Origin of the sequence: Amycolatopsis sp. NBC_01480 (assembly GCF_036227205.1) — a bacterium.
Taxonomy (GTDB): domain Bacteria; phylum Actinomycetota; class Actinomycetes; order Mycobacteriales; family Pseudonocardiaceae; genus Amycolatopsis.
This window is the reverse complement of sequence record NZ_CP109442.1, coordinates 9050574-9070267: the sequence shown is the minus strand read 5'-3', so window position 1 is coordinate 9070267 and position 19694 is coordinate 9050574. Positions and strand designations below refer to the sequence as shown.

The following is a 19694-nucleotide window of genomic DNA, read 5'->3' as shown; positions in this document are numbered from 1 at the left end:
CCGGGGACCGCGGCCGGAAAACCGTCCCCGGGGCGGCGCTCAGGCCTGCGGCTGCCCGATGTTGACCATCCAGGAGATGCCGAACCGGTCGACGCACATGCCGAACTCGTCGCCCCACATCTGCTTCTCCAGCGCCACGGTCACCGTGCCGCCCTCGGAGATCTTGTCCCAGTAGCCGCGCAGCTCGTCACCGCTGTCGCCGCTGAGGCTGACCGAGATGTTCATGCCGGGGTTGTAATCCATGCCCGCCGGCGTGTCGGCCACCATCAGCGTGAAGCCGGCGGGGGTCTCGAGCTGGCCGTGCATGATCAGTTTGGCATCAGGGGAGTCGGGCATCCCGGACTCGCCGAACGTGGTCAGCGTGAGTTCGCCGCCGAGCGCGTCGCGGTAGAACTCGAGGGCGGGGCGGGCTTGGTCGCGGAAGCTGATGTACGGGTTCAGTCTAGTGGCCACCGGTCGCTCCTGAAGTCGTGGACGGAATCGCATCCTCGCAGATCAGCGCGGCTGCCGACAACGATCTCGCCCCCACCGGGGGAACGGGCTTTTCACCCGCCGGAGGGTCGCTGCCGGTGGGCGTGCGAACGCCTCCACCGCGTCACCAGCCGGACCGCGACCAGCAGCGCGAGCAGCCCCGCGAAGACCGGGACCGGGGTGGCGCGGACCGCGTCCGTGCCACTGGGGTTGTCGTTCACTTCGCTGGTGCGGCGGCTCACGGCTCTCCGGTCAGCTTGCCGCGCAGCTGCTCGAGGGTCTGCGACAGCAGCCGGGACACGTGCATCTGCGAGATGCCGACGCGGTCGGCGATCTGCGTCTGGGTCAGCCCGCCGAAGAACCGCATCACCAGGATGGCGCGCTCGCGCTTCGGCAGCTCGCGCAGAAGTGGTTGCAGCGCCTCGTGATTCTCGATCTGCGCCAGCTCCGGGTCCACCTCGCCGAGAGTGTCGGCCAGCGACAGGGGCTCGGCGTCGTCGTGCACCGGCTTGTCGACCGAGAGGGTCTGGTACGCGTTGCCCGCGATCAGTCCTTCGTGGACTTCCGCGAGGTCGAGGTTCAGGTGCTGGGCCAGCTCGGTCGGCGTCGGCGCGCGGCCGAGGGTCTGCGAGAGCTCGCCGGAGCCGTGGCTGAGCGCCAGGTGCAGCTCCTTGAGCCGGCGCGGCACGCGCACCGACCAGCCGGTGTCGCGGAAGTGCCGGCGGATCTCGCCCATGATCGTCGGCACGGCGAAGGACAGGAAGTCCGGGCCGCGGTCGGGCGTGAACCGGTCGATCGCGTGGATCAGCCCGATCCGGCCGACCTGCACCAGGTCCTCGCGCGGCTCGCCGCGCCCGGTGAACCGGGTGGCGATGTGCTCGGCCACGGGCAGGAACTCGGTCACGAGCCGCTCCCGCAGCGCGGTCCTGCGGGGGTCGTCCCCGGCCAGCTCCGCCAGCTGCTCGAACAGCGGCGCGGTGTGGGCGTACTCGTCCCGGCGCCGGGTGGCCGGCTGGTTCCCGGTCACCCGTTCGCCGTCCCCGCGCCCAGGTCGAGGTCGATGGAAAGGGTGTTCAGGTCCTCGCCGGGGACCGGGACGCTGCGCGCCCGCACCGAGTGCGCCAGGGTGGTCAGCACGTGCCAGCCGAAGGAGCGGTCGCTCGGCGGCCGGCTGTGCCGCGACTGCGTCTCCACGGTGAGGTGGATGCCCTCGGGCGCCACGCGGAACCGGCAGGTCATCGTCGCGCCGAGGTCGGCCAGCTCCACCAGCTGCGCGCAGGCCTCGTCGACCGCCATCTTCGCGTCCGCGATCGCGTCCAGGCCGTAGTCCGCGCGCACGACCACCGCCTGGACGAGCATTCGCACCAGGGGTATCTGGGCGGCGTCGGCGGGCACCCGCAGCTCGATCAGCTCGTCGAGCAGCCGATCCACCGCGGGCAGCCCGCCTCGGGCACTGCCTGCTCCCTCGTTGTCCATGCGACCCGTTTACCCACTCGCCGGGGGCCTGACACTTCGGCCCGCGCTTTCCTTCGGGCGGCACCGAGCGGCCGAGCCGGGCGGGGCGTCCCGGTGAGTGAATAAGCTGGGGGATACGAGCGGTGGCCACTGGGTAGTCCACCCCGGGAGACCTCATCGGAAGCGGGTGAACCACATGGTGCAGGTGCGGGTGCAGGGCTTGGCCGTCGTCGCGCAGGAGGTGGCGCCGGTCGTGCTGCTGCGGGAGGAGGCCGGCCTGCGCCGCTGGCTGGCCATCACGATCGGCGCGCCCGAGGCCCAGGAGCTGGCCGCGGCGCAGGAACGGACCGCTTCGCCCCGGCCGGGCACGGTCGAGCTGATCCTCGAGGTGATCGCGGCGCTGGGACAGCGCGTCGTGCAGATCGAGGTGACCGAGCTGCGCGACAGCATCTTCCACGCCGACCTGGTGCTGGACGACGGCGTGCGGGTCTCGGCGCGCCCGAGCGACGCGATCGCCGTCGGCCTGCGCGCGAACGCCCCGATCGAGGTGGCCGAGGCGGTGCTGGAGGAGGCCGCGGTCGACGTCACCGTGGCCAACGCGGACGAGGCGGCGGACGTGCTCGGCGGCTTGCCGGGCGATCCCCTCGACGGCCCCCCGGAGACCAGCGAGGACCAGATCCGCCAGTTCCGCGACCTGCTCGACGAGGTCAGCCCCGACGACTTCCGCGACCCCGGCACGGGCTGAGCCGGGAATACCGCTCACCACCCGGCGTGTTGACCAAGGTGGCTGGGCGTAACGGCGGTCTCTGATGAGGCGGCCGTCACGCACCGGTCCAGAAACGATGGCCCTCGACCTGGCTCCGGCCGAGGGCCATCCTCATACCCGGACCCGTGCGCCCCGCGCCGCCGTCCGTCCGAAGTGGACAGACGGCGACTGCCGGTCAGGTCGGGATGCCCCGGGGCGCCGGAAGGCGCGTCCCGTCGAGGCTTTCGGTGATGCCGGGGCGTTCGCAGCCCAGCGGCAGCAGCTCCAGCACCCGGCGCACCAGGCGCGATTCGGCGGGGTCGAGGTAGAAGTCGACATCGTGCTCGCGGGCCAGCGTGTGCAGGCGGTGCAGCGTCCGCAGGCCGCTGACCGCCAGGAACGTGGTCCGGCCGAGGTCGATGATCACTACCCCGACCATGCTGCGGATCCGTGGCTCCACGACCTCGGCCAGGCGCGGGGCCGTGTTGAGGTCCAGCTCGCCGGCCACCTCGATCACGGCGGTGCCCGGGGCGGGGCGGCGGACGTGCAGCCGGAGTTCCCCGACGGCGTCGGGAATCGGTCTGCTCCTGCTGTCGGTATGGCGTACGTCGCTCATGGCGGCCTGCCTCTCGTCGGCCACACGCCGGGCGGTCACCGGCCGGGACTCGAAGGCCCGGGCGAACGGCGCCGGTACTGCAGGCATGCGGAAGAAAACAACGGCGGCTGGTGGCTCAACCAGGATTCAGGTTAGTGCATGCGCGGTGGTCCGGCCAGCCAGCCAGGTTATCGCCGCACCGGTTTCGCCGCCGCGAAGTAGGCGCTCGACTCGGGCAGGAACGACAGCACCACGCCGATCACGGCGGCCAGGCAGCTGAGGTAGCCGATCCAGCTGCCGCCGCTGCCGGCCAGCAGCGAGATCACCTGGAGCGCGGTCAGCACGGTGAGCACGATCCGCGCCCAGTTGCGCCCGGCCCGCAGCTTGACCGCGAAAAACAGGTACAGCAAGGCGATCAGCACCGCGATCACGACCGCCGCCACCAGCGCCACGGTGGCGGCCTGGTCGATCTGCTGGGCGGTGAGCTTCGTGTTGGACCGGCGCACGGCGTCGGCCAGGGCGTCACGCTGGCCGAGCACCAGCAGGCCGCTGACGATGCTGATCACCGTCGCGGCGAGGAAGGCCCAGAAGGCGCCGTTCACGGTGCCGGGCCGGGTCGGTGCCGCGCCGGCGGGTCCGGCGGGCCCGGTCGGTCCGGTCGGTCCGGTCGGTCCGGGGGAGGATTCCTGGGGGAACCGGGGCAGATCCGTCGAATCACTCATGGAAGGACACTAGGCCCGTCGCCCGCCGAAGGCGCGCTGGTTGGGCCGGGCGGGGCACCGGCTCGCCGAGTTTCCCGGCGGCGGCGCGCGGCTGTTCTAGGGTCGCAGGACGGCGCCGGGCGCGGCCCGGCGGAGACCACTGGAGGACACCATGCCGGAGGACCCGACCACCACCCTGCCCGGCCGCCCGCCCCTGGCCGACCTGGCCACCTGGCAGGCCGCCCGCGACGAGCTGCTGGTCCGCGAAAAGGCCCACACCCGCGAGGGCGACGCACTCGCCGCGGCCCGCCGCCGGCTGCCGATGGTGGAGGTCGACGCGACGGCCGAGGTCGTCGGACCCCACGGCCCGGTCCCGTTCGTGAGCTTGTTCCAGGGCCGCGAGGAACTCGTTACGTACCAGCACATGTGGTACGACGGCGCGCCGCACCAGGGTCAGTGCGAAGGCTGCACGAACGCGGCCTGGCACCTGAAGGACGCCGTGTACCTCAACGCCCGCGGCGTCTCGCTCGCGATCGTGACCGAGGGCCGGTGGGACGAGGTCGCCGACTTCGTCGAGTTCATGGGCTACACCCAGCCCTGGTACTCGGTGCGCGGCGTGCCGGCCCCGATCGGCGAACGCATGGGTCACCTCAGCTGCTTCCTGCGCGACGGCGACCGCGTGTTCCTGACCTACTCCACGACGGGCCGGGGCACCGAGCGTTTCAACGGCTCCTTCGGCCTGCTCGACATGACGCCGCACGGCCGCGGTGAGGCTTGGGAGGACAACCCCGAGGGCTGGCCTGAAGGCCAGCACGCGTGCTGGTATTGGCGTTCGGATGCGGATGGCAATGCGACCTGGGGTGAGACCGGGCGTCCGGTGCCGCAGTGGACCCGGCCGGGGGTGACCGCCGAGGAAACCCTGGGGCGGAACGGACATCCCTGCTGACGGACGCGGTTCCGCCCGGGTCGCAGGCGAGTGTTCCTCAGGCGCGCGGCGGTCCGGCGTCGACGACTTGCAGGGACAGTTCCAGCGGGTCGAAGTGGATGAGGGACTCCATCCACCAGGTCATGCCCGCCTCGGCCAGCGCGCCCAGATCGAGTCCGGTGGGCTCGTCCCAGGCCGGGCTCGCGTTGCCGGCCACGGCGACGTCGAACGGGCGCCCGGCCGGACGGACCCGGGTGACGAGGCGGGCCAGATCCTCCGGCGAGGGCGGGTGCGGGCCGGGGTTGGGGAAGAAGCCGTCGCTCGCGGCGGCGCGGTCGAGCACGTGCGGGTGGCTGGTGGAGGCGGCCGTCCAGAGCGGGATCGGTTGTGGCGCAGCAGGTTCCAGCGTCACCTGGTAGTGCTCGCCCTGATGGCGCACCGCGTCGCCGGACAGCATGGCGCGCACGACTTCGAGGCCTTCGTCGAATCGTGACGAGCGTTCGGCGAGTCCGCCGGGTTCGCCGAACCGGCTGAAGTCGCCGGACTCGTCGGACCCGAGGCCGGTGCCGAGGATCAGCCGCCCGCCCGAGAGGCGGTCGACGGTGGCCGCCTGCCGCGCGACCGTCCACGGCCGTCGCCGGGCCAGCGGCGTGACCATCGGGCCGAGCCGCAGGGCTGTGGTCGCCTGCGCGATCGCGGCGAGCGTGGTCCAGGTATCGGCGATCGGCATCGCGTCCGTGACGACGTGGTCCCACAGGAACACCCCGTCCCACCCGGCCGCCTCCGCCCGCACCGCCAGGTCGACGAGCACCGACGGCTCCCCGAACGGCCCGAACGGCGGCAGGTACACGCCGTGGCGCACAACGCTCATCGGTTTCCTCCTCGTGGTGGGTGCGAGCGAAGGTAACCGCAGCCGCGTGGGGACGCTGAATTGGCCCCCGCTGCCGGAATGTCCTAAAGGGACAACAGCCCGTGGAGCCGAATCCCGGTGAGCGGGGACCGGATTCGCGGACAAAGCCCCCGAACGCCACGAACCGCTTGGCGCGCAACAAAAAGACCTTGTCACCGCCGAGGCCGTCTGTTTGTGTCGGGATCAGCCCCGGTCGCGGCCGCCAGCGTGACCCCGGGAGGAGTTTCCCCATTCCCGACAGCAGCGAAGGAAGACCATGCCGCGCTTGAGAAGAGTGCTGTATACCGTGACGGCCGCGGCGGCCGCCGTCACGATGGCGACCGGTCCGGCGACGGCCGGTCCGCAGACCGTGCACGAGTGGCTCACCCAGCCCGGCGTCACCACGCCTACCGACGCCCAGCTGAGCTGGCAGAGCCCGGCGGCGTCGGGGGCGACGACGGTCCGGCTGGACCCGGGCGTCAAGTTCCAGTCCGTGTCCGGCTTCGGCGCGGCCATCACCGATTCCGCCGCCCACGTGCTGTACGGCCTCGCGCCGGCGGCCCGCGACGAGGTGATGAAGAACCTGTTCGACCCCCGGGCCGGGGCCGGCATCAGCTTCCTGCGCCAGCCGATCGGCGCGTCGGACTTCGCCGTGGGCCAGGACTACAGCTTCGACGACGTGCCCGCGGGCCAGACCGACTACTCGCTGCGGCACTTCTCCATCGCCCACGACGAGGCCCAGATCCTGCCGCTGGTGCGCCAGGCGGAGAAGCTGAACCCCAAGCTGCAGATCGTCGCGAGCCCGTGGAGCATGCCGGGCTGGATGAAGACCGGCGGTTCGATGATCGACGGCAAGCTGATCGACTCGCCGCAGATCTACCGCGCCTACGCCGCGTACCTGGTGAAGTTCCTTCAGGCGTACCAAAAAGCCGGCGTGCACGTGGACTACCTGACCGTGCAGAACGAGCCGCAGGCGCTGGAGCGCAAGAACTACCCGGGCACCGACCTGCCGTGGCAGCAGGAGGCGAAGGTGATCGAGGCGCTCGGCCCGGCCATCCGCGCGGCCGGCCTCGACACGAAGATCCTCGGCTTCGACCACAACTGGACCGAGCACCCCGGTGACATCGCCTCGCACCAGCGCGCGGGGGAGGACCCGCAGCCGGAATACCCGTACGACCTGCTGGCCACGAACGCCGCGAAGTGGATGGCGGGCACGGCGTACCACTGTTACTACGGCTCGCCGGACGCCCAGACACCGCTGAAGGCCTCGTACCCGGGCAAAGACGTCTTCATGACCGAGTGCGAGGGCGGCGACTCGTCCACCATCATCGGCGTGATGCAGAACTGGGGCCGCAGCTCGATCGACTGGAACATCGCGCTGGACGAGAACCACGGCCCGCACCTGGGCGGCTGCGGCACCTGCAACGGCACCGTCACGGTGAACTCGCAGACCCGGGCGGTCACCTACAACGACCAGTACCGGGACATCGAGCACTTCTCCAAGTTCGTGCCGCCGGGCGCGGTGCACATCGCCGCCTCGGTCGTCTACACGAGCGGGACCAGCACGCCGATCCAGGCCGTCGCGTTCACGAACCCCGACCGTTCCACCGCGCTGGTCGCGCTGAACACGGCGAAGACGGCGCAGACGTTCACCGTGGTCTCGGGCGACCGGTCGTTCGACGCGACCGTGCCCGCGGGCGCGACCGTGACCTTCCACTGGAGCGGCCGCTGACCGGTGCGCACCAGCGGGCGGGACGGTTCGCCGTCCCGCCCGTTCGTGTGCCGAGGGGAAATCTCCACCCGGGGTCCACCCGCAGCGCGTTGCCCAGTCACCAAAACCTAGGTTACGGTGACCTACGTGTGGATCGAGGTCTTGCTGCTCGCCAAGCTGGCCAGGCAGCCCATGCACGGCTACGAGCTGCGCAAGCAGGTCGAGGAGTCGAGCGGGCGGGCGCTGTCCAACAACTCGCTCTACCCGGCGTTGCGCCGGTTCGCCGAGGCCGGCGCGGTCACCCGGGCCGCCGAGCCGCAGGAGGGCAAGCCGCCCCGGCACATCTACACGATCACCGACGTCGGGCGGGAGCTGCTGCACGACATGCTCGCGGACCTGCCCCCCGAGCTGGCCGGCGATGCCGCCGAGTTCCTGGCGCGGGTGGCCAGCTTCCGCTGGCTGGCGCCGGACGAGCGGGTCGCGGTGCTCGACGCGCGGGTGAGCGCGGTGACCGCGCAGGCGGACCGGATGGCCAAGCTGGCCGCGGCGCAGCCGGACCCGTGGAGCCGGCTGGTGCTCGACGAGGTCGGCCGCCGCCTGGCCGACGAACAGGACTGGCTCGCGACGCTGCGTGCGCGGGCCCGGAAACCCTTATCCGAGGAGGAACTTCGATGACGACCACGGAGCGCGCGCCACAGCTGCCGTTCGAGCGGCCGAACGTGCTGGAGATCGCGCCGCTGTACCGGGTGCTGCGCCGCGAGGGCCCGCTGGTGCGGGTGACCACGCCGGCCGGCGACCCGGCCTGGCTGGTGACCGCCTTCGAACAGGCCCGCCTGATCTTCGCCGACCCACGTTTCGGCCGCTCGCACCCGGCGCCGGCGCAGGCCTCGATGATCTCGGACGCCGCGGTGCTGGCCGGTCCCCAGGGCGACTACGAAACCGAGCAGGCGTCCCATTCGCGGCTGCGCAAGCTGCTCGTGCCGGCCTTCTCCGCGAACCGGATGCGCCGCCTCGGCGACCACATCCAGGAGCTGGCCGACCGCTGTCTCGACGAGCTGTCGGCGGCGCACGACGCGGCGCCGGGTGAGCCGGTGAACCTGCACGAGTTCCTGTCGTTCCCGTTGCCGGTGCTGGTGATCTGCGAGCTGCTGGGCGTGCCGTACGAGGACCGGGACAAGTTCCGCGACCTGTCCGACCGCGTCGGCGTGCTCGACAGCGGCGGCGACGCGCAGCTGGCGATGGACGAGTTCGCCGCGTACATGGGCGAATTGGCCGACGTGAAGCGGGCCGAGCCGGGCGAGGACGTCGTCTCCGACCTGGTCGCCGCGCAGGCCGACGACCCGTCGTTCACCGACGACGACCTCGCGCGCCTCGCCGCGGGCCTGCTCTTCGCCGGGCACGAGACGACGTCGAACCGCATCGACCTCGGCGTGCTGTTCCTGCTCACGGACCTGAGCCGGCGCGAGGCGCTGATCGCCGACCCCGAAGGCCGCGTGCACAGCACCGTCGAGGAGATCCTGCGGATGTCCGCGCCGGGCGGGCTCGGCCTGCTCCGCTACGCCCACGACGACGTCGAGATCGGTGGCGTCACCATCCGGACCGGCGACGCGGTGATGATCTCCACCGCGTCGGCGAACCGGGACGACTCGGTGTTCGACCACCCGGATGAGTTCGACGCGGAGCGCAAGCCCAACTCCCACGTGGCGTTCGGCTACGGCGGGCACTTCTGCATCGGCGCCAGCCTGGCCCGCACCGAGTTGCGGGTCGTGTTCGGCACCCTGTTCCGCCGGTTCCCCGGCCTGCGCCTGGCCGTGCCCGCCGAGGAGCTGGACGTCCGGTCGAACCGGCTGACCGGCGGGGTGGCGAGCGTGCCCGTCATCTGGTGAGCACCAGACCACAGTGGACGCAGCGGGCGTCCACTGTGGTCTGCGGTCATTCGGCTCCGGCCGGGGCCAGCAGGTCCTCGAAGCCGAGCCGGCGGAAGAAGTCCGCGCGGATCCGGTCGCCGAGGTCGAACACCGGCTCCGCGCCGTCGTGCATCGGGTCGACGTGCACGCGGAACGGGCGGCGGCCCTTGGGCAGGCCGACCACGCGCACGATCTCGCGGGCCACCTCGGCCGGGTCCGCGTCGGGCGGCGAGAGCTCGGCCTGACGCGCGGGGATCTCCTCCATGATGCCGGCGTACAGCTCCTCGTAGGCTTGCTCCACCTCGGTGTCGGCGGCGTGGCCGGCGTGCGCGTAGTGGTTGGTGCCGGTGGTGAACGCGCCCGGGACGATGATGCTGGTGTCCACGCCGAACCGCGCCAGCTCGGCCGCGTAGCTCACGGCGAGCGCGTCTTCGGCGGCCTTCGCGGCGAAGTACGGCGCGAGGTACGGCGGCACGCCGCCGCGGCTGCTGCTCGAGCCGACCCACACCACGAGTCCGTCCCGCTGGCCCCGCAGGTGGGGGAGCGCGGCGCGGTTGACCCGCTGGGTGGACAGCACGTTGGTGTCGTATACCTGCGCGAACTGCTCGACGGTGAACGCCTCGGCGGGGCCGAGCACCATGTGCCCGGCGTTGTGCACGACCACGTCCAGCCGGCCCGCCTCGGTCAGCACCTGTCCGATCGCCGCGTCCACAGAGGACTGATCGGAGACGTCCATCTCCAAGGCGTGCAGGGAAACCGAGTGCTCGCGGGCGTAGTCCGCCAGCTCGGTGACGGCCGGCGCGTTCCGGCCGGTGGTGGCCCGCATCCCGGCGTAGACGGTGTGGCCGGCGTCGGCCAGCGCGCGGGCGGTCATGGCGCCGAACCCGCTCGACGCCCCGGTGATCACAATGGTCTTCGACATGACTTTTCTCCTTGCCTGAAAGGGTTCTACCGGGAAATCAGATGACGCCGCCGTTGGTGTAGAGCACCTGGCCGTTGACCCAGCGCGCCGGGCCGGCGAGGAACGCGACGGTCTCCGCGACGTCCTCGGGCACGCCGAGGCGCTCCAGCGGCGCCATTTTCGCCAGTTGGTCGACGGTCGCCTCGTCCTTGCCGTCGAGGAACAGCGGGGTGGCGGTCGGGCCGGGCGCCACGGCGTTCACGGTGATGTCGCGGCCGCGCAGCTCGCGGGCCAGGATCAGGGTGAGCGCGTCGACCGCGCCCTTGGTGGCGGCGTAGCCGGTGTAGCCGACCAGGCCGATCTTCACCACCGAGGACGAGAAGTTGATCAGCGCGCCGCCACTGCGCAGGCGGCGCGCGGCCTGCTGGTCGACCACGAACGTGCCGCGCACGTTGGTGCGGTGCATGCGGTCGAAGTCGTCCAGGTCCAGCTCGGCCAGCGGCGCCAGCAGCATGACCCCGGCCGTGTGCACGACCACGTCGACGCCGCCGTAACGCTGCTCCGCCGTGTCGAACAGGGCCGCGACCTGCGTCTCGTCGGCGACGTCCGCCTGCGCGGCGCTCGCCGTGCCGCCCGCGGCGGTGATGGCCTCGACGACCTCCGCGGCGCGGGCCGGGTTGCCGGCGTAGTGGACAACCACGCTCATCCCGTCGGCGGCCAGCCGCTGCGCGACCGCGCGGCCGATCCCGCCGGACCCCCCGGTGACGATCGCGACGCGGGCGTTCTCGGTGCTGCTCATGGCCTGTCTCCATCCGTATCGGTGTTTCGCTCTGCTGATAGCGAAGTTACGCGCTCGGACGTAGCCACGCTAGTGGGTTCCCGTAGCAACGCTATGACCTGCGTAACATTGCTACGAGTTGCCGGTATCTGCGCTAGGGTGGCGGCCATGGACGTGCGATTGCAGATGCTCGAGGCGGCGGAGAAGCTGCTCGACGCCTCGCCGGACCGTGACATCTCCACGCGCGCGGTCTGCGAGGTGGTCGGGGTCGGCGCGCCGATGCTCTACCGGCTGTTCGGGGACAAGAACGGCCTGCTCAGCGCGGTCGTCGACCATGGTTTCGACCGGTACCTGGCCACCAAGCGGGCGGCCGCGCCGTCGGCGGATCCGGTGGCCGACCTGAAGGCGGGCTGGGACACGCACGTCGCCTTCGCGAAGGCGCACCCCGCGGTCTACCGGCTGATGTATTCGCCGAGTTTCGTCGACGTGCCGAGCGCGGCGCAGGAGGCGCTGCGGCTGTTGCGCGAGGTCCTGGTGCGCTGCGCCGCGGCGGGGCGCCTGCGGCTCGACCCGGACATCGCGGCCCAGCGGATCATGTCGGCGAACATCGGCGTCGCGCTCAGTCTGGTCAGCCAGCCGGGCACATACACCGACCCCGATCTTTCGACCCGCGTGCGCGACGCGATCCACGACAGCCTGCTGGTCCCGGTTGGCAAGAACGCGGCGAAGCGGGCCGATGCGCCGCTGCCCGGTGCCGCGTTGCAACTGGCCGCGGTGCTGCGCACCGAGCCGACTTCGTTGGGGGAGCAGGAAACCCAGCTGTTGCTGAAGTGGCTCGACGGTCTGGCCGCACCTTCCGGCAAGTGACAATCGTTATCAGGTAAGCTCCACGAAAGTGGTCGTGTCACGCACGGACAGCCGCCGCCCCGGCGGCTACGCTGCGCGGCTCGACGGAAACGCCGCGTGGCGCCGCCCGGCCCCGGGCCGGCGCGGACCGAGGTGTGGGCACTGAGCTGTGGAGGTCTGGTCATGAAGCGTGGCATCGCGGGCAGGGCAGCCGGGCTGGTGGTGACCGGCCTCGCCGGTGCCGCCGCGTACGACGGCGTCAAGCGGATCGCCCGGTCGGGTGCTTTCCGGTCGGCCACCGTCTCGGTCACCGCGTGGGGCCTCAAGGGCGCCCGCGCCGCGGAAACCGGAGCGGAAAAAGTCCGCCTCGCCACGGCCGACATCGTCAGCGAGGCCCGCGGCCGCGCCGGCGAACGGGCCCCGGTCCCTGGTGCCTCGACCGGCCACGAGCACGAGCACTGAGATGCCCGCCGTGATGCCCGCCGTTGGCTGTACTGCCGGAACCGGCGCAGTGGGGCAGTCGTGACGGGCGCTGGGGTTGGGGCCGGGGGAGTTGCCGGGACCTTCGCCGGGGACACCGCGGTGACGACAGCAACGGCGGGGAGCACGGGCGGGGATGCGGCCCGAGTGGCAGTGCGACCGGTGGCCGGGGCGGTGGCTGAGGAAGCGGCCGGAGCGGCAGCCCCGGCAACTGCTGGGGCGGAGACTGGGGAGTCGCCAAGCGCGGCCGGGCCAATGACCGGCGTAGCAGTCCGATCAGCGGCCGACCCAGCACTGTCGCAAGTGGACTCCGCCGCAGCAGGCGAGCCACCCGACCACGACCTGCGCGTCCTTTCCGACGCTGCCGGCCGGGTCCGCTTCCGCGCGCCGGCATTGCAGGGTTCGGTGGCCAGGGCGGTCGCGGTCGAGGATGCCGTCGACCACGTCGGCGGGGTGCGGCAGGTGCATGCCTATCCGCGGACCGGCAGTGTGGTCGTCTGGTACGACGGCGAGCGGTGTGACCGGGCCCTGCTCGTCGCGGCGGTGCGGTGCGGGCTGGCGGTGGATCCGTCATCCACGCCGGCGCGCACGCCGCGGTCGGCGGACGTGCGTAACGCCGACCTGGTGCGTTTGGTTGCCGGCGGCGTCGCGCTCACTCTGCTGGGCCTGCGGCGCTACGGGTTGCGCCGGCCGCCGATGCTCGGCGCGGCGGGGCGCGCGGCAGCCACCGGCGTCACGGTCTTCACCGGGTATCCCTTCCTGCGCGGCGCTTTGCGCTCCCTCGCGGGCGGCCGCGGCGCGGGCACCGACGCGCTGGTGTCCGCCGCGACCGTGGCCAGCCTGGTGCTGCGCGAGAACGTCGTCGCGCTGACCGTCTTGTGGCTGCTGAACATCGGCGAGTACCTGCAGGACCTCACCCTCCGCCGCAGCCGCCGCGCGGTGTCCGAGCTGCTGACCGGCACGCGCACGCGGATCTGGGTGCGTCACGCCGATTCCGTCGAGTCCCAAGTGGACATCGCGGACCTGGTGCTGGGCGACGAGGTCGTCCTGCACGAGCACGTCGTGCTGCCCGTCGACGGGGTGGTGGTCGACGGGGACGGGATCGTGGACCAGGCCGCGGTCACCGGCGAGCAGCTGCCGGTCACGGTCACCGCGGGCGCCGCGCTGCACGCCGGGTCGGTGCTGCTGCGCGGCGGCCTCGTGGTGCGCGCGACGGCAGTCGGCGCCGACACCGCGATCGGCCGGATCATCCGCCGGGTCGAGCAGGCGCAGGAGGACCGGGCGCCGATCCAGACAGTCGCCGACACCTTCTCCCGCCGCTTCGTCCCGGCGTCGTTCGCCTTGTCCGCACTGACTTTGCTGGTGACCCGCGACGTCCGGCGCGCCATGACGATGCTGCTGGTCGCCTGCCCGTGCGCGGTCGGGCTGGCCACGCCGACCGCGATCAGCGCCGCGATCGGCAACGGCGCCCGCCGCGGCATCCTGGTCAAGGGCGGCGCGCACCTCGAGGCCGCCGGGCGCGTCGACGCGGTCGTGTTCGACAAAACCGGCACGCTGACCCTCGGCCGCCCGGTCGTCACCAACGTGATCTCCTTCGACGAGGCCTGGACGCCCGAGGACGTGCTCGCCCACGCGGCCAGCTCCGAGATCCACTCCCGGCACCCGCTGGCGCAGGCCGTGATCCGCTCGACCGAGGAGCGCCGGATCCGGATCCCGCCGCACGAGCAGTGCGAAGTCCTGCTGGGGCAGGGAATGCGCGTCGCGAGTGACGGCCGGGTGCTGCTGATCGGGAGCGCGGGCCTGCTGCGCGGCGAGGGCGTCGAGCTGCCCGAGGCGGCGATCCGCTGGGTCGGCCGGCTCCGCCAGGCCGCCGAGACACCCCTGCTGCTCGCGGTCGACGGTCGGCTGACCGGGCTGGTTTCCTTGCGGGACACCGTCCGGCCCGAGGCGCGGGAGGTGCTGGCCGCGCTGCGGGCCGACGGCGTCCGGCGGGTCGTCCTGCTCACCGGCGACCACCCGGAGACGGCGGCCGCGGTCGCCGCGGAGCTGGGCATCAGCGAGTTCCGGGCGCAGGTGATGCCGGAGGACAAGCAGGACGTCGTGCGGCAGCTGCAGGCCGAGGGGCACGTGGTCGCGGTGGTCGGCGACGGCACCAACGACGCGCCCGCGCTCGCGCTGGCCGACATCGGCATCGCGATGGGCGTCGGCGGCACCGACGTCGCCGTCGAGACCGCGGACGTCGCCCTCGCCGCCGACGACCTGCGCGCACTCCTCGACCTGCGCGACCTCGGCCGCCGCGGCATCACCCTGATCCGGCAGAACTACGGGTTGTCCATCGCGGTCAACACCGCCGGCCTGCTGGTCTCGGCCGCCGGCGCGCTGTCCCCGGTGGTCGCGGCCATCCTGCACAACGCGTCGTCGGTCGCGGTGGTGGGCAACAGCTCCCGGCTGATCCGCTACCGGATCCCCCGCACGGAGCGGACCGGCACCCGCGGACCGGGCTAACTCTGCTCGATGCGGACCATGTTGCCCGCAGGGTCGCGCACGGCGGCGTCGCGAGCGCCCCACGGCTGGCTGACGGGCTCCTGCACCACGTCGGCGCCGGGCATGCCCGCGACCTTTTCGAAGGTCTCGTCGAGGTTGTCGCTGCTGAACTGGAGTGGCCGCAGCTCGCCCTTCGCGAGCAGAGCGGCGAGCGCGTCGCCGTCCTCCTTGGAGCGGCCGGCGTGCGGCTGGGACAGCACGATCTGGATCTCGGGCTGGCCGGCCGTCGCGAGCGTGATCCAGCGGAACCCGCCCTGGGACACCTCGTTGCGCACGGTGAGCCCGAGGGTGTCGCGGTAGAAGGCGAGCGCGGCGTCCGGGTCGTCGACCAGGACGTGCACGTGGCTGATGGAAACCGTCATGGGCACCGACGCTAGCCGCAAGCGGGTCCGGGCGCTTCTCCGAAACTGATCGGCTCAGTCCTCGGCCAGCACCAGGTCGAGCAGGCCGGGGAAACGCGCGTCGAACTCGGCGCGGCGGAGGCGGTTGTAACGGCGGGGGCCGCGGTCGAGCTGTTCGAGCAGGCCGGCCGCGCGCAGCACGGTGAAGTGGTGGCTGGCCGTGGCTTTGGACACCGGCAGGTCGAACGTGCCGCAGGCGCGCGTGAAGTCCGGCTCGCCCGACACCTCGCGCAGGATCGAGCGCCGCACCGGATCCGAAAGGGCCTCGAGCGCCTGCTGCAGCGTGACGTCGGCCGGATCCGTGTGGACCAGCGTCCGGGCCATGGGCGGCTCCCTCCCTGCACGGTGTTCGACAATCATCGTACACTGGGCAGTGTTCGAGGATCGTCTAACAGTGGAGGGACCATGCCGGACATCGCCGTTGTCACCGGGGCCAGCCGTGGAGCGGGCAAAGGGATCGCGATCGTGCTGGGGGAGACGGGCGCGACCGTGTATGTCACCGGACGCAGCCAGTCGGCCGGCGACTCGCCGCACGTCGGGACGATCGCCGAGACTGCGGCGCTCGTCACCGAGGCCGGCGGGAAGGGCGTCCCGGTCGCGGTGGACCACGGGGACGACAACGCGGTGGCCGCGCTGTTCGCGCGCGTCGCCGAAGAGCAGGGCCGGCTGGACATCCTGGTCAACAACGCCGCGAACTTCGCCGGCGCGCCGCGGCCGGGCGGGTTCTGGGAGAAGCCGCTGTCGACGGCGGGCCTGATCACCGTCGGCCTGCGTTCGCACTACGTCGCGAGCTACCACGCCGCGCCGCTGCTGATCGCCAACGGCCGCGGGCTGATCGTCAACACCGGCCACTACGGCGCGGTCGCTTACTACCAGAATCCCGCGTACGGCGCGCAGAAAGCGGGCGCCGACAAGATGGCCGCGGACATGGCGAAGGAGCTGCGGCCGCACAACGTCGCCGCCGTCTCCATCTGGATGGGCGGTCTCGACACCGAACGCGCGCGCGAGTACATCGCGTCCCTGCCGCCCGAACAGCGCCCCACCGCCCGCCGCGAGTCGCCGCAGTTCACCGGTCGGGTCATCGCGGCCCTGTACGCGGACGACTTCATGCACTATTCCGGCCGCGCGCTCATCGGCGCGGAACTGGGCGCGCGCCTCGGTGTGACCGATGTGGACGGTGGCGCCCCGCTCTCCCTGCGTTACGAACTGGGCGGCCCGCCGGAGCTGCACCCGTCCCTGCGCTGAGCAGTCTCACACGCTCTGCTTGCGGCCGCCGTCGTCGAACTTGGCCTGGGTGGCGAGGATGTCGGTGGCGTTGTCGCGGAGCCAGTAGAAGAGCGTCGACAACGACTCGCCGGTGCCCTGTCCGAGCGGGGTCAGCCCGTAGCTCACCTGCGGCGGGGTGGTGGCCTCGACCTCGCGCCACACCAGCCCGTCGCGGACCAGGGTGCGCAGCGTCTGCGACAGCATCTTCTCGCTGACCCCGTCGATCGCGCGGCGCAGCTCGAAGAACCGCAGTTCCTTGTCCCGCAGGGCGATCAGCACCCACACGCCCCAGCGGCTGGTGACGTGGTCGAGCACCGTGCGCGCCGGGCAGTCGGTGTGAAACACCTCATAACCGCCGGCTTCGGAGCGCCCCTTGAACTGCGTCCATTCCTCCATGTCGTGAGCTTACTTCGAAGTGCGTCCTTACCGTCCGGGCGCGCGGTTCCTAACGTCGTGGCCACTGGGGAACCGACGGAAGAGAGTGACAAGATGATCGTGGTGACAGGGGCGACCGGCAACGTCGGCCGTCCGCTCGTGGCGGCGCTGGCGGCGGCGGGCGCACAGGTGACGGCGGTGTCGCGGAGCAAGCCGGCCGAGTGGCCGTCGGGCGTCGCACATCGGAGCGCGGACCTGGCCGAGCCGGAGAGCCTCCGGCCGGTCCTGGACGGCGCGGACGCGCTGTTCCTCTTCCCGCAGGGCCCAGCCGACGCGCTGGTCGACGTCGCGAAGGCCGGGGGAGTGCGAAGGATCGTGCTGCTGTCTTCGCAGGGCGCCGGCACCAGACCCGACGCGTACGCCTACTTCGGCGGGTTCGAGCGCGCCGTGCGGGGCTCCGGTCTGGCCTGGACCGTGCTGCGCCCGGGCGGATTCGCGACGAACTCCTTGGCGTGGCAGGGAAGTATCCGCTCGAATGGGACGGCCGCCGCGCCCTTCGGGGACGTCGCCCTCCCGTTCGTCGACCCGGCGGACGTGGCCGAAGTGGCGGCGAAGGTGCTGCTCGGCGACGGGCACACGGGCCGCGTCTACGAGCTGACCGGCCCGGCGCCGCTCACGCCGCGGGAGCGCGCGCACGCGATCGGCGACGCGCTGGGCGCGGCCGTGCGCTTCGTCGAGCAGAGCCCGGCCGACGCGCGTGCCGAGATGCTGGCGCAGGTCCCCGCCCCGATCGCCGACGCGACGCTCGCGTTGCTCGGTGATCCGCTGCCCGCGGAGCAACGGGTCAGCCCGGACGTCGAGCGGATCCTGGGCCGCCCGGCTCGGCCATTCGCCGAGTGGGCCGCGCGTTCCGCCGCGGCCTTCGCGTAGGGGGCGCGCCATGCCGACGACCCGCGTACTCGATTCGACGATGTTCCACCATGAGACCGGCGCCGGCGCGCCGATGGTGTTCCTGCACGGGAACCCGACCTCGTCGTACCTCTGGCGGCACGTGCTGCCCGAGGTCGGCGAGCCCGGCCGGCTGCTCGCGCCGGACCTGATCGGGATGGGCGAGTCGGGAAAACCGCCGCTCGCCTACACCTTCGACGACCACGCCCGCTACCTCGACGCCTGGTTCGACGCACTCGGCCTCGACCAGGTCGTGCTCGTCGGCCACGACTGGGGCGGCGCGCTCGCGTTCGACTTCGCCGCCCGCCACCCCGGCCGCGTCCGCGGGCTCGCGTTCACCGAGACCATCGTGAAAACCATGGCGTGGCAGGAGTTCCCGGCCGGCGGCCAGGAGCTGTTCCGTGCGCTCAAGACCCCGGGCGTCGGTGAGCAAATGGTGCTGGACGACAACAGCTTCCTCCGGGACGGCCTGCCGGCCTCGACGATGACCACCTTGTCCGCCGCCGATTTCGAGACCTACCTCCGCCCGTACCCGACGCCCGAAACCCGCCGGCCCCTGCTGAACTGGGCCCGTTCGATGCCCCTGGGCGGCGAGCCCGCGGACGTCGTCGCCCGGGTGGACCGCTACGTCGCCTGGCTGGCGGCCAGCCCGGAGGTGCCGAAACTCCTGGTCACCTTCGAGCCGGGCCCGGGCACGATGCTGGGGCCGCGCCTGCACGCGTGGTGCGCGGAGACTTACGCGGCGCTGGAGGTGGCGCACCATCCGGTTCTCGCCGGGCACCACACTCCGGAGGATCAACCCGCCGCACTTGCCGCTTCACTCACGGCCTGGGCCGATGCCCATGGGCTGCGCTCCTAGTGTGACTCGGCCGCAGGCACCGCAAGCCGGGTGAGCAGCCCGGTCAACGCAAGCCCCAGCGGCTGGTCCACGAGCACGTCCGCGTAGCTGTCACCGCGGGTTTCGCCGCGGTTGACGATCAGGACGGGCTTGCCGGTTTTCGCGGCGTGGCGGACGAAGCGCAGGCCGGACATCACGGTCAGGGAAGAGCCGAGGACCAGCAGCGCGGCGGCCTCGTCGACCAGCCGGTAGCAGCGCTCGACGCGGGCGCGCGGCACGTTCTCGCCGAAGAAGACCACGTCCGGTTTCAGCACGCCCGCGCAGGCCGTGCACGGGACCAGGCGGAACGAGCGGACGGCGTCCTCGGCGAGTTCGGCGTCGCCGTCCGGGTTGATCCGGGTGACGGTGGCGCCGAAGCCGGGGTTGGCCTCGCGCAGCCGGTCGTCCAGCTCCTCGCGGGCGCTGGAGCGGCGGCAGCCCAGGCAGATCACGCGGTCGAGGTTGCCGTGCAGCTCGACCACGCCCGGGGTGCCGGCCGCGCGGTGCAGCCCGTCGACGTTCTGCGTGATCACTCCGGACAAGTGCCCGGCCGCGCGCAGGGCGGCGACCGCGTGGTGGCCGGCGTTCGGCGCCGCCCGCGCGATGGTCCGCCAGCCCAGGTGGCTGCGCGCCCAGTAGCGGCGGCGGCCGTCCTCGCCGGCGACGAACTCGCCGTAGGTCATCGGGGTGTGCCGGCGCAGGCTGCCGGATTCGCCGCGGTAGTCCGGGATGCCTGACTCGGTGGAGATCCCGGCGCCGGTGAGCGCCACGACCCGGCCGCCGCCCAGCACCGCGGCCACCTCGTCGAGGGTGCCGGTGCGCGGGAGCGGCTCCCCGGTCCCGGCCCAGGTCAACGTCGGTCGTGTGCGCACCCGGCCA

The 19694-nt window shown here is 72.2% G+C and carries 24 protein-coding genes; 11 read left to right on the top strand and 13 right to left on the bottom strand.

Annotation, left to right across the window (positions count from 1 at the left end; all coding sequences use genetic code 11):
• Positions 1-39: 39 nt before the first annotated feature.
• The 4 genes from OG371_RS42195 to OG371_RS42180 all read right to left on the bottom strand — a co-directional run bounded on the left by OG371_RS42195 (position 40) and on the right by OG371_RS42180 (position 1947).
• Positions 40-453: a VOC family protein gene (locus OG371_RS42195; RefSeq protein WP_329062526.1), complete on the bottom strand. Its 414-nt coding sequence runs from the start codon at positions 451-453 to the stop codon at positions 40-42.
• A 92-nt stretch (positions 454-545) separates the two neighbouring features.
• The gene (locus OG371_RS42190) at positions 546-713 is read right to left on the bottom strand and encodes a hypothetical protein (RefSeq protein WP_329062524.1); all 168 of its coding nucleotides are present in this window, start codon (positions 711-713) and stop codon (positions 546-548) included.
• Positions 710-1498, bottom strand: coding sequence for a SigB/SigF/SigG family RNA polymerase sigma factor (locus OG371_RS42185; RefSeq protein WP_329062522.1), 789 nt, complete (start codon positions 1496-1498; stop codon positions 710-712). Before OG371_RS42185 ends, OG371_RS42190 begins: the two co-directional genes overlap by 4 nt.
• Positions 1495-1947 carry an ATP-binding protein gene (locus OG371_RS42180; protein ID WP_329062521.1) on the bottom strand — a complete coding sequence of 151 codons (453 nt, stop codon included), beginning with the start codon at positions 1945-1947 and terminating at the stop codon, positions 1495-1497. Before OG371_RS42180 ends, OG371_RS42185 begins: the two co-directional genes overlap by 4 nt.
• Before the next feature lie 175 nt (positions 1948-2122).
• Here OG371_RS42180 and OG371_RS42175 point away from each other — a divergent pair, with 175 nt between their 5' ends.
• Positions 2123-2671 (top strand): bifunctional nuclease family protein, encoded by a 549-nt coding sequence (locus OG371_RS42175; protein WP_329062519.1) that lies wholly within the window; start codon positions 2123-2125, stop codon positions 2669-2671.
• A 196-nt stretch (positions 2672-2867) separates the two neighbouring features.
• On the opposite strand, the gene OG371_RS42170 is transcribed toward OG371_RS42175, so the two are convergent.
• On the bottom strand, positions 2868-3287 hold the full coding sequence (locus OG371_RS42170) for an STAS domain-containing protein (RefSeq protein WP_329062517.1): 420 nt from the start codon (positions 3285-3287) through the stop codon (positions 2868-2870).
• 167 nt (positions 3288-3454) lie between these two features.
• Positions 3455-3988 (bottom strand): hypothetical protein, encoded by a 534-nt coding sequence (locus OG371_RS42165; protein ID WP_329062515.1) that lies wholly within the window; start codon positions 3986-3988, stop codon positions 3455-3457.
• A gap of 151 nt (positions 3989-4139) precedes the next feature.
• Here OG371_RS42165 and OG371_RS42160 point away from each other — a divergent pair, with 151 nt between their 5' ends.
• Positions 4140-4913 (top strand): DUF899 family protein, encoded by a 774-nt coding sequence (locus OG371_RS42160; protein ID WP_329062513.1) that lies wholly within the window; start codon positions 4140-4142, stop codon positions 4911-4913.
• Between the two features lie 37 nt (positions 4914-4950).
• Here OG371_RS42160 and OG371_RS42155 read toward each other — a convergent pair whose 3' ends face one another.
• Positions 4951-5763 (bottom strand): LLM class flavin-dependent oxidoreductase, encoded by an 813-nt coding sequence (locus OG371_RS42155; protein WP_329062511.1) that lies wholly within the window; start codon positions 5761-5763, stop codon positions 4951-4953.
• A gap of 313 nt (positions 5764-6076) precedes the next feature.
• Here OG371_RS42155 and OG371_RS42150 point away from each other — a divergent pair, with 313 nt between their 5' ends.
• The 3 genes from OG371_RS42150 to OG371_RS42140 all read left to right on the top strand — a co-directional run bounded on the left by OG371_RS42150 (position 6077) and on the right by OG371_RS42140 (position 9378).
• The gene (locus OG371_RS42150) at positions 6077-7513 is read left to right on the top strand and encodes a glycoside hydrolase family 30 protein (RefSeq protein ID WP_329073406.1); all 1437 of its coding nucleotides are present in this window, start codon (positions 6077-6079) and stop codon (positions 7511-7513) included.
• A 117-nt stretch (positions 7514-7630) separates the two neighbouring features.
• Positions 7631-8167 (top strand): PadR family transcriptional regulator, encoded by a 537-nt coding sequence (locus tag OG371_RS42145; RefSeq protein ID WP_329062509.1) that lies wholly within the window; start codon positions 7631-7633, stop codon positions 8165-8167.
• Positions 8164-9378, top strand: a complete 1215-nt coding sequence (locus tag OG371_RS42140) for a cytochrome P450 (RefSeq protein WP_329062506.1) — start codon at positions 8164-8166, stop codon at positions 9376-9378. The genes OG371_RS42145 and OG371_RS42140 overlap by 4 nt, the downstream gene beginning before the upstream one ends.
• A gap of 46 nt (positions 9379-9424) precedes the next feature.
• Here OG371_RS42140 and OG371_RS42135 read toward each other — a convergent pair whose 3' ends face one another.
• Both OG371_RS42135 and OG371_RS42130 read right to left on the bottom strand, forming a co-directional pair.
• A complete protein-coding gene (locus tag OG371_RS42135; protein WP_329062504.1) occupies positions 9425-10321 on the bottom strand; it encodes an SDR family oxidoreductase in 897 nt (298 codons plus the stop codon).
• Positions 10322-10358: 37 nt separating this feature from the next.
• Positions 10359-11099 carry an SDR family oxidoreductase gene (locus tag OG371_RS42130; RefSeq protein ID WP_329062501.1) on the bottom strand — a complete coding sequence of 247 codons (741 nt, stop codon included), beginning with the start codon at positions 11097-11099 and terminating at the stop codon, positions 10359-10361.
• A gap of 147 nt (positions 11100-11246) precedes the next feature.
• Here OG371_RS42130 and OG371_RS42125 point away from each other — a divergent pair, with 147 nt between their 5' ends.
• The 3 genes from OG371_RS42125 to OG371_RS42115 all read left to right on the top strand — a co-directional run bounded on the left by OG371_RS42125 (position 11247) and on the right by OG371_RS42115 (position 14909).
• Positions 11247-11945: a TetR/AcrR family transcriptional regulator gene (locus OG371_RS42125; RefSeq protein WP_329062500.1), complete on the top strand. Its 699-nt coding sequence runs from the start codon at positions 11247-11249 to the stop codon at positions 11943-11945.
• 162 nt (positions 11946-12107) lie between these two features.
• A complete protein-coding gene (locus OG371_RS42120) occupies positions 12108-12386 on the top strand; it encodes a DUF1490 family protein (RefSeq protein ID WP_329062498.1) in 279 nt (92 codons plus the stop codon).
• Positions 12387-12707: 321 nt separating this feature from the next.
• Positions 12708-14909 carry a heavy metal translocating P-type ATPase gene (locus OG371_RS42115; protein ID WP_329062496.1) on the top strand — a complete coding sequence of 734 codons (2202 nt, stop codon included), beginning with the start codon at positions 12708-12710 and terminating at the stop codon, positions 14907-14909.
• On the opposite strand, the gene OG371_RS42110 is transcribed toward OG371_RS42115, so the two are convergent.
• The gene (locus tag OG371_RS42110; protein WP_329062494.1) at positions 14906-15310 is read right to left on the bottom strand and encodes a VOC family protein; all 405 of its coding nucleotides are present in this window, start codon (positions 15308-15310) and stop codon (positions 14906-14908) included. The two genes, OG371_RS42115 and OG371_RS42110, sit on opposite strands and share 4 nt — an antisense overlap.
• A gap of 54 nt (positions 15311-15364) precedes the next feature.
• Positions 15365-15673, bottom strand: a complete 309-nt coding sequence (locus OG371_RS42105) for an ArsR/SmtB family transcription factor (protein ID WP_329062492.1) — start codon at positions 15671-15673, stop codon at positions 15365-15367.
• An 81-nt stretch (positions 15674-15754) separates the two neighbouring features.
• Between OG371_RS42105 and OG371_RS42100 the strand changes: the two genes are divergently transcribed.
• Entirely contained in the window at positions 15755-16594 is an 840-nt protein-coding gene (locus OG371_RS42100) for an SDR family NAD(P)-dependent oxidoreductase (RefSeq protein ID WP_329062490.1), read from the top strand.
• 6 nt (positions 16595-16600) lie between these two features.
• Here OG371_RS42100 and OG371_RS42095 read toward each other — a convergent pair whose 3' ends face one another.
• Positions 16601-17011, bottom strand: a complete 411-nt coding sequence (locus OG371_RS42095) for a winged helix-turn-helix transcriptional regulator (RefSeq protein WP_329062489.1) — start codon at positions 17009-17011, stop codon at positions 16601-16603.
• A gap of 93 nt (positions 17012-17104) precedes the next feature.
• Here OG371_RS42095 and OG371_RS42090 point away from each other — a divergent pair, with 93 nt between their 5' ends.
• Both OG371_RS42090 and OG371_RS42085 read left to right on the top strand, forming a co-directional pair.
• Positions 17105-17920 (top strand): NAD(P)H-binding protein, encoded by an 816-nt coding sequence (locus OG371_RS42090; RefSeq protein WP_329062487.1) that lies wholly within the window; start codon positions 17105-17107, stop codon positions 17918-17920.
• Between the two features lie 10 nt (positions 17921-17930).
• Positions 17931-18797 carry a haloalkane dehalogenase gene (locus OG371_RS42085; RefSeq protein ID WP_329062484.1) on the top strand — a complete coding sequence of 289 codons (867 nt, stop codon included), beginning with the start codon at positions 17931-17933 and terminating at the stop codon, positions 18795-18797.
• Here the strand turns inward: OG371_RS42085 and OG371_RS42080 are convergent.
• Positions 18794-19687 carry an NAD-dependent protein deacetylase gene (locus OG371_RS42080; RefSeq protein ID WP_329062482.1) on the bottom strand — a complete coding sequence of 298 codons (894 nt, stop codon included), beginning with the start codon at positions 19685-19687 and terminating at the stop codon, positions 18794-18796. The genes OG371_RS42085 and OG371_RS42080 overlap by 4 nt on opposite strands.
• Positions 19688-19694: the final 7 nt, after the last annotated feature.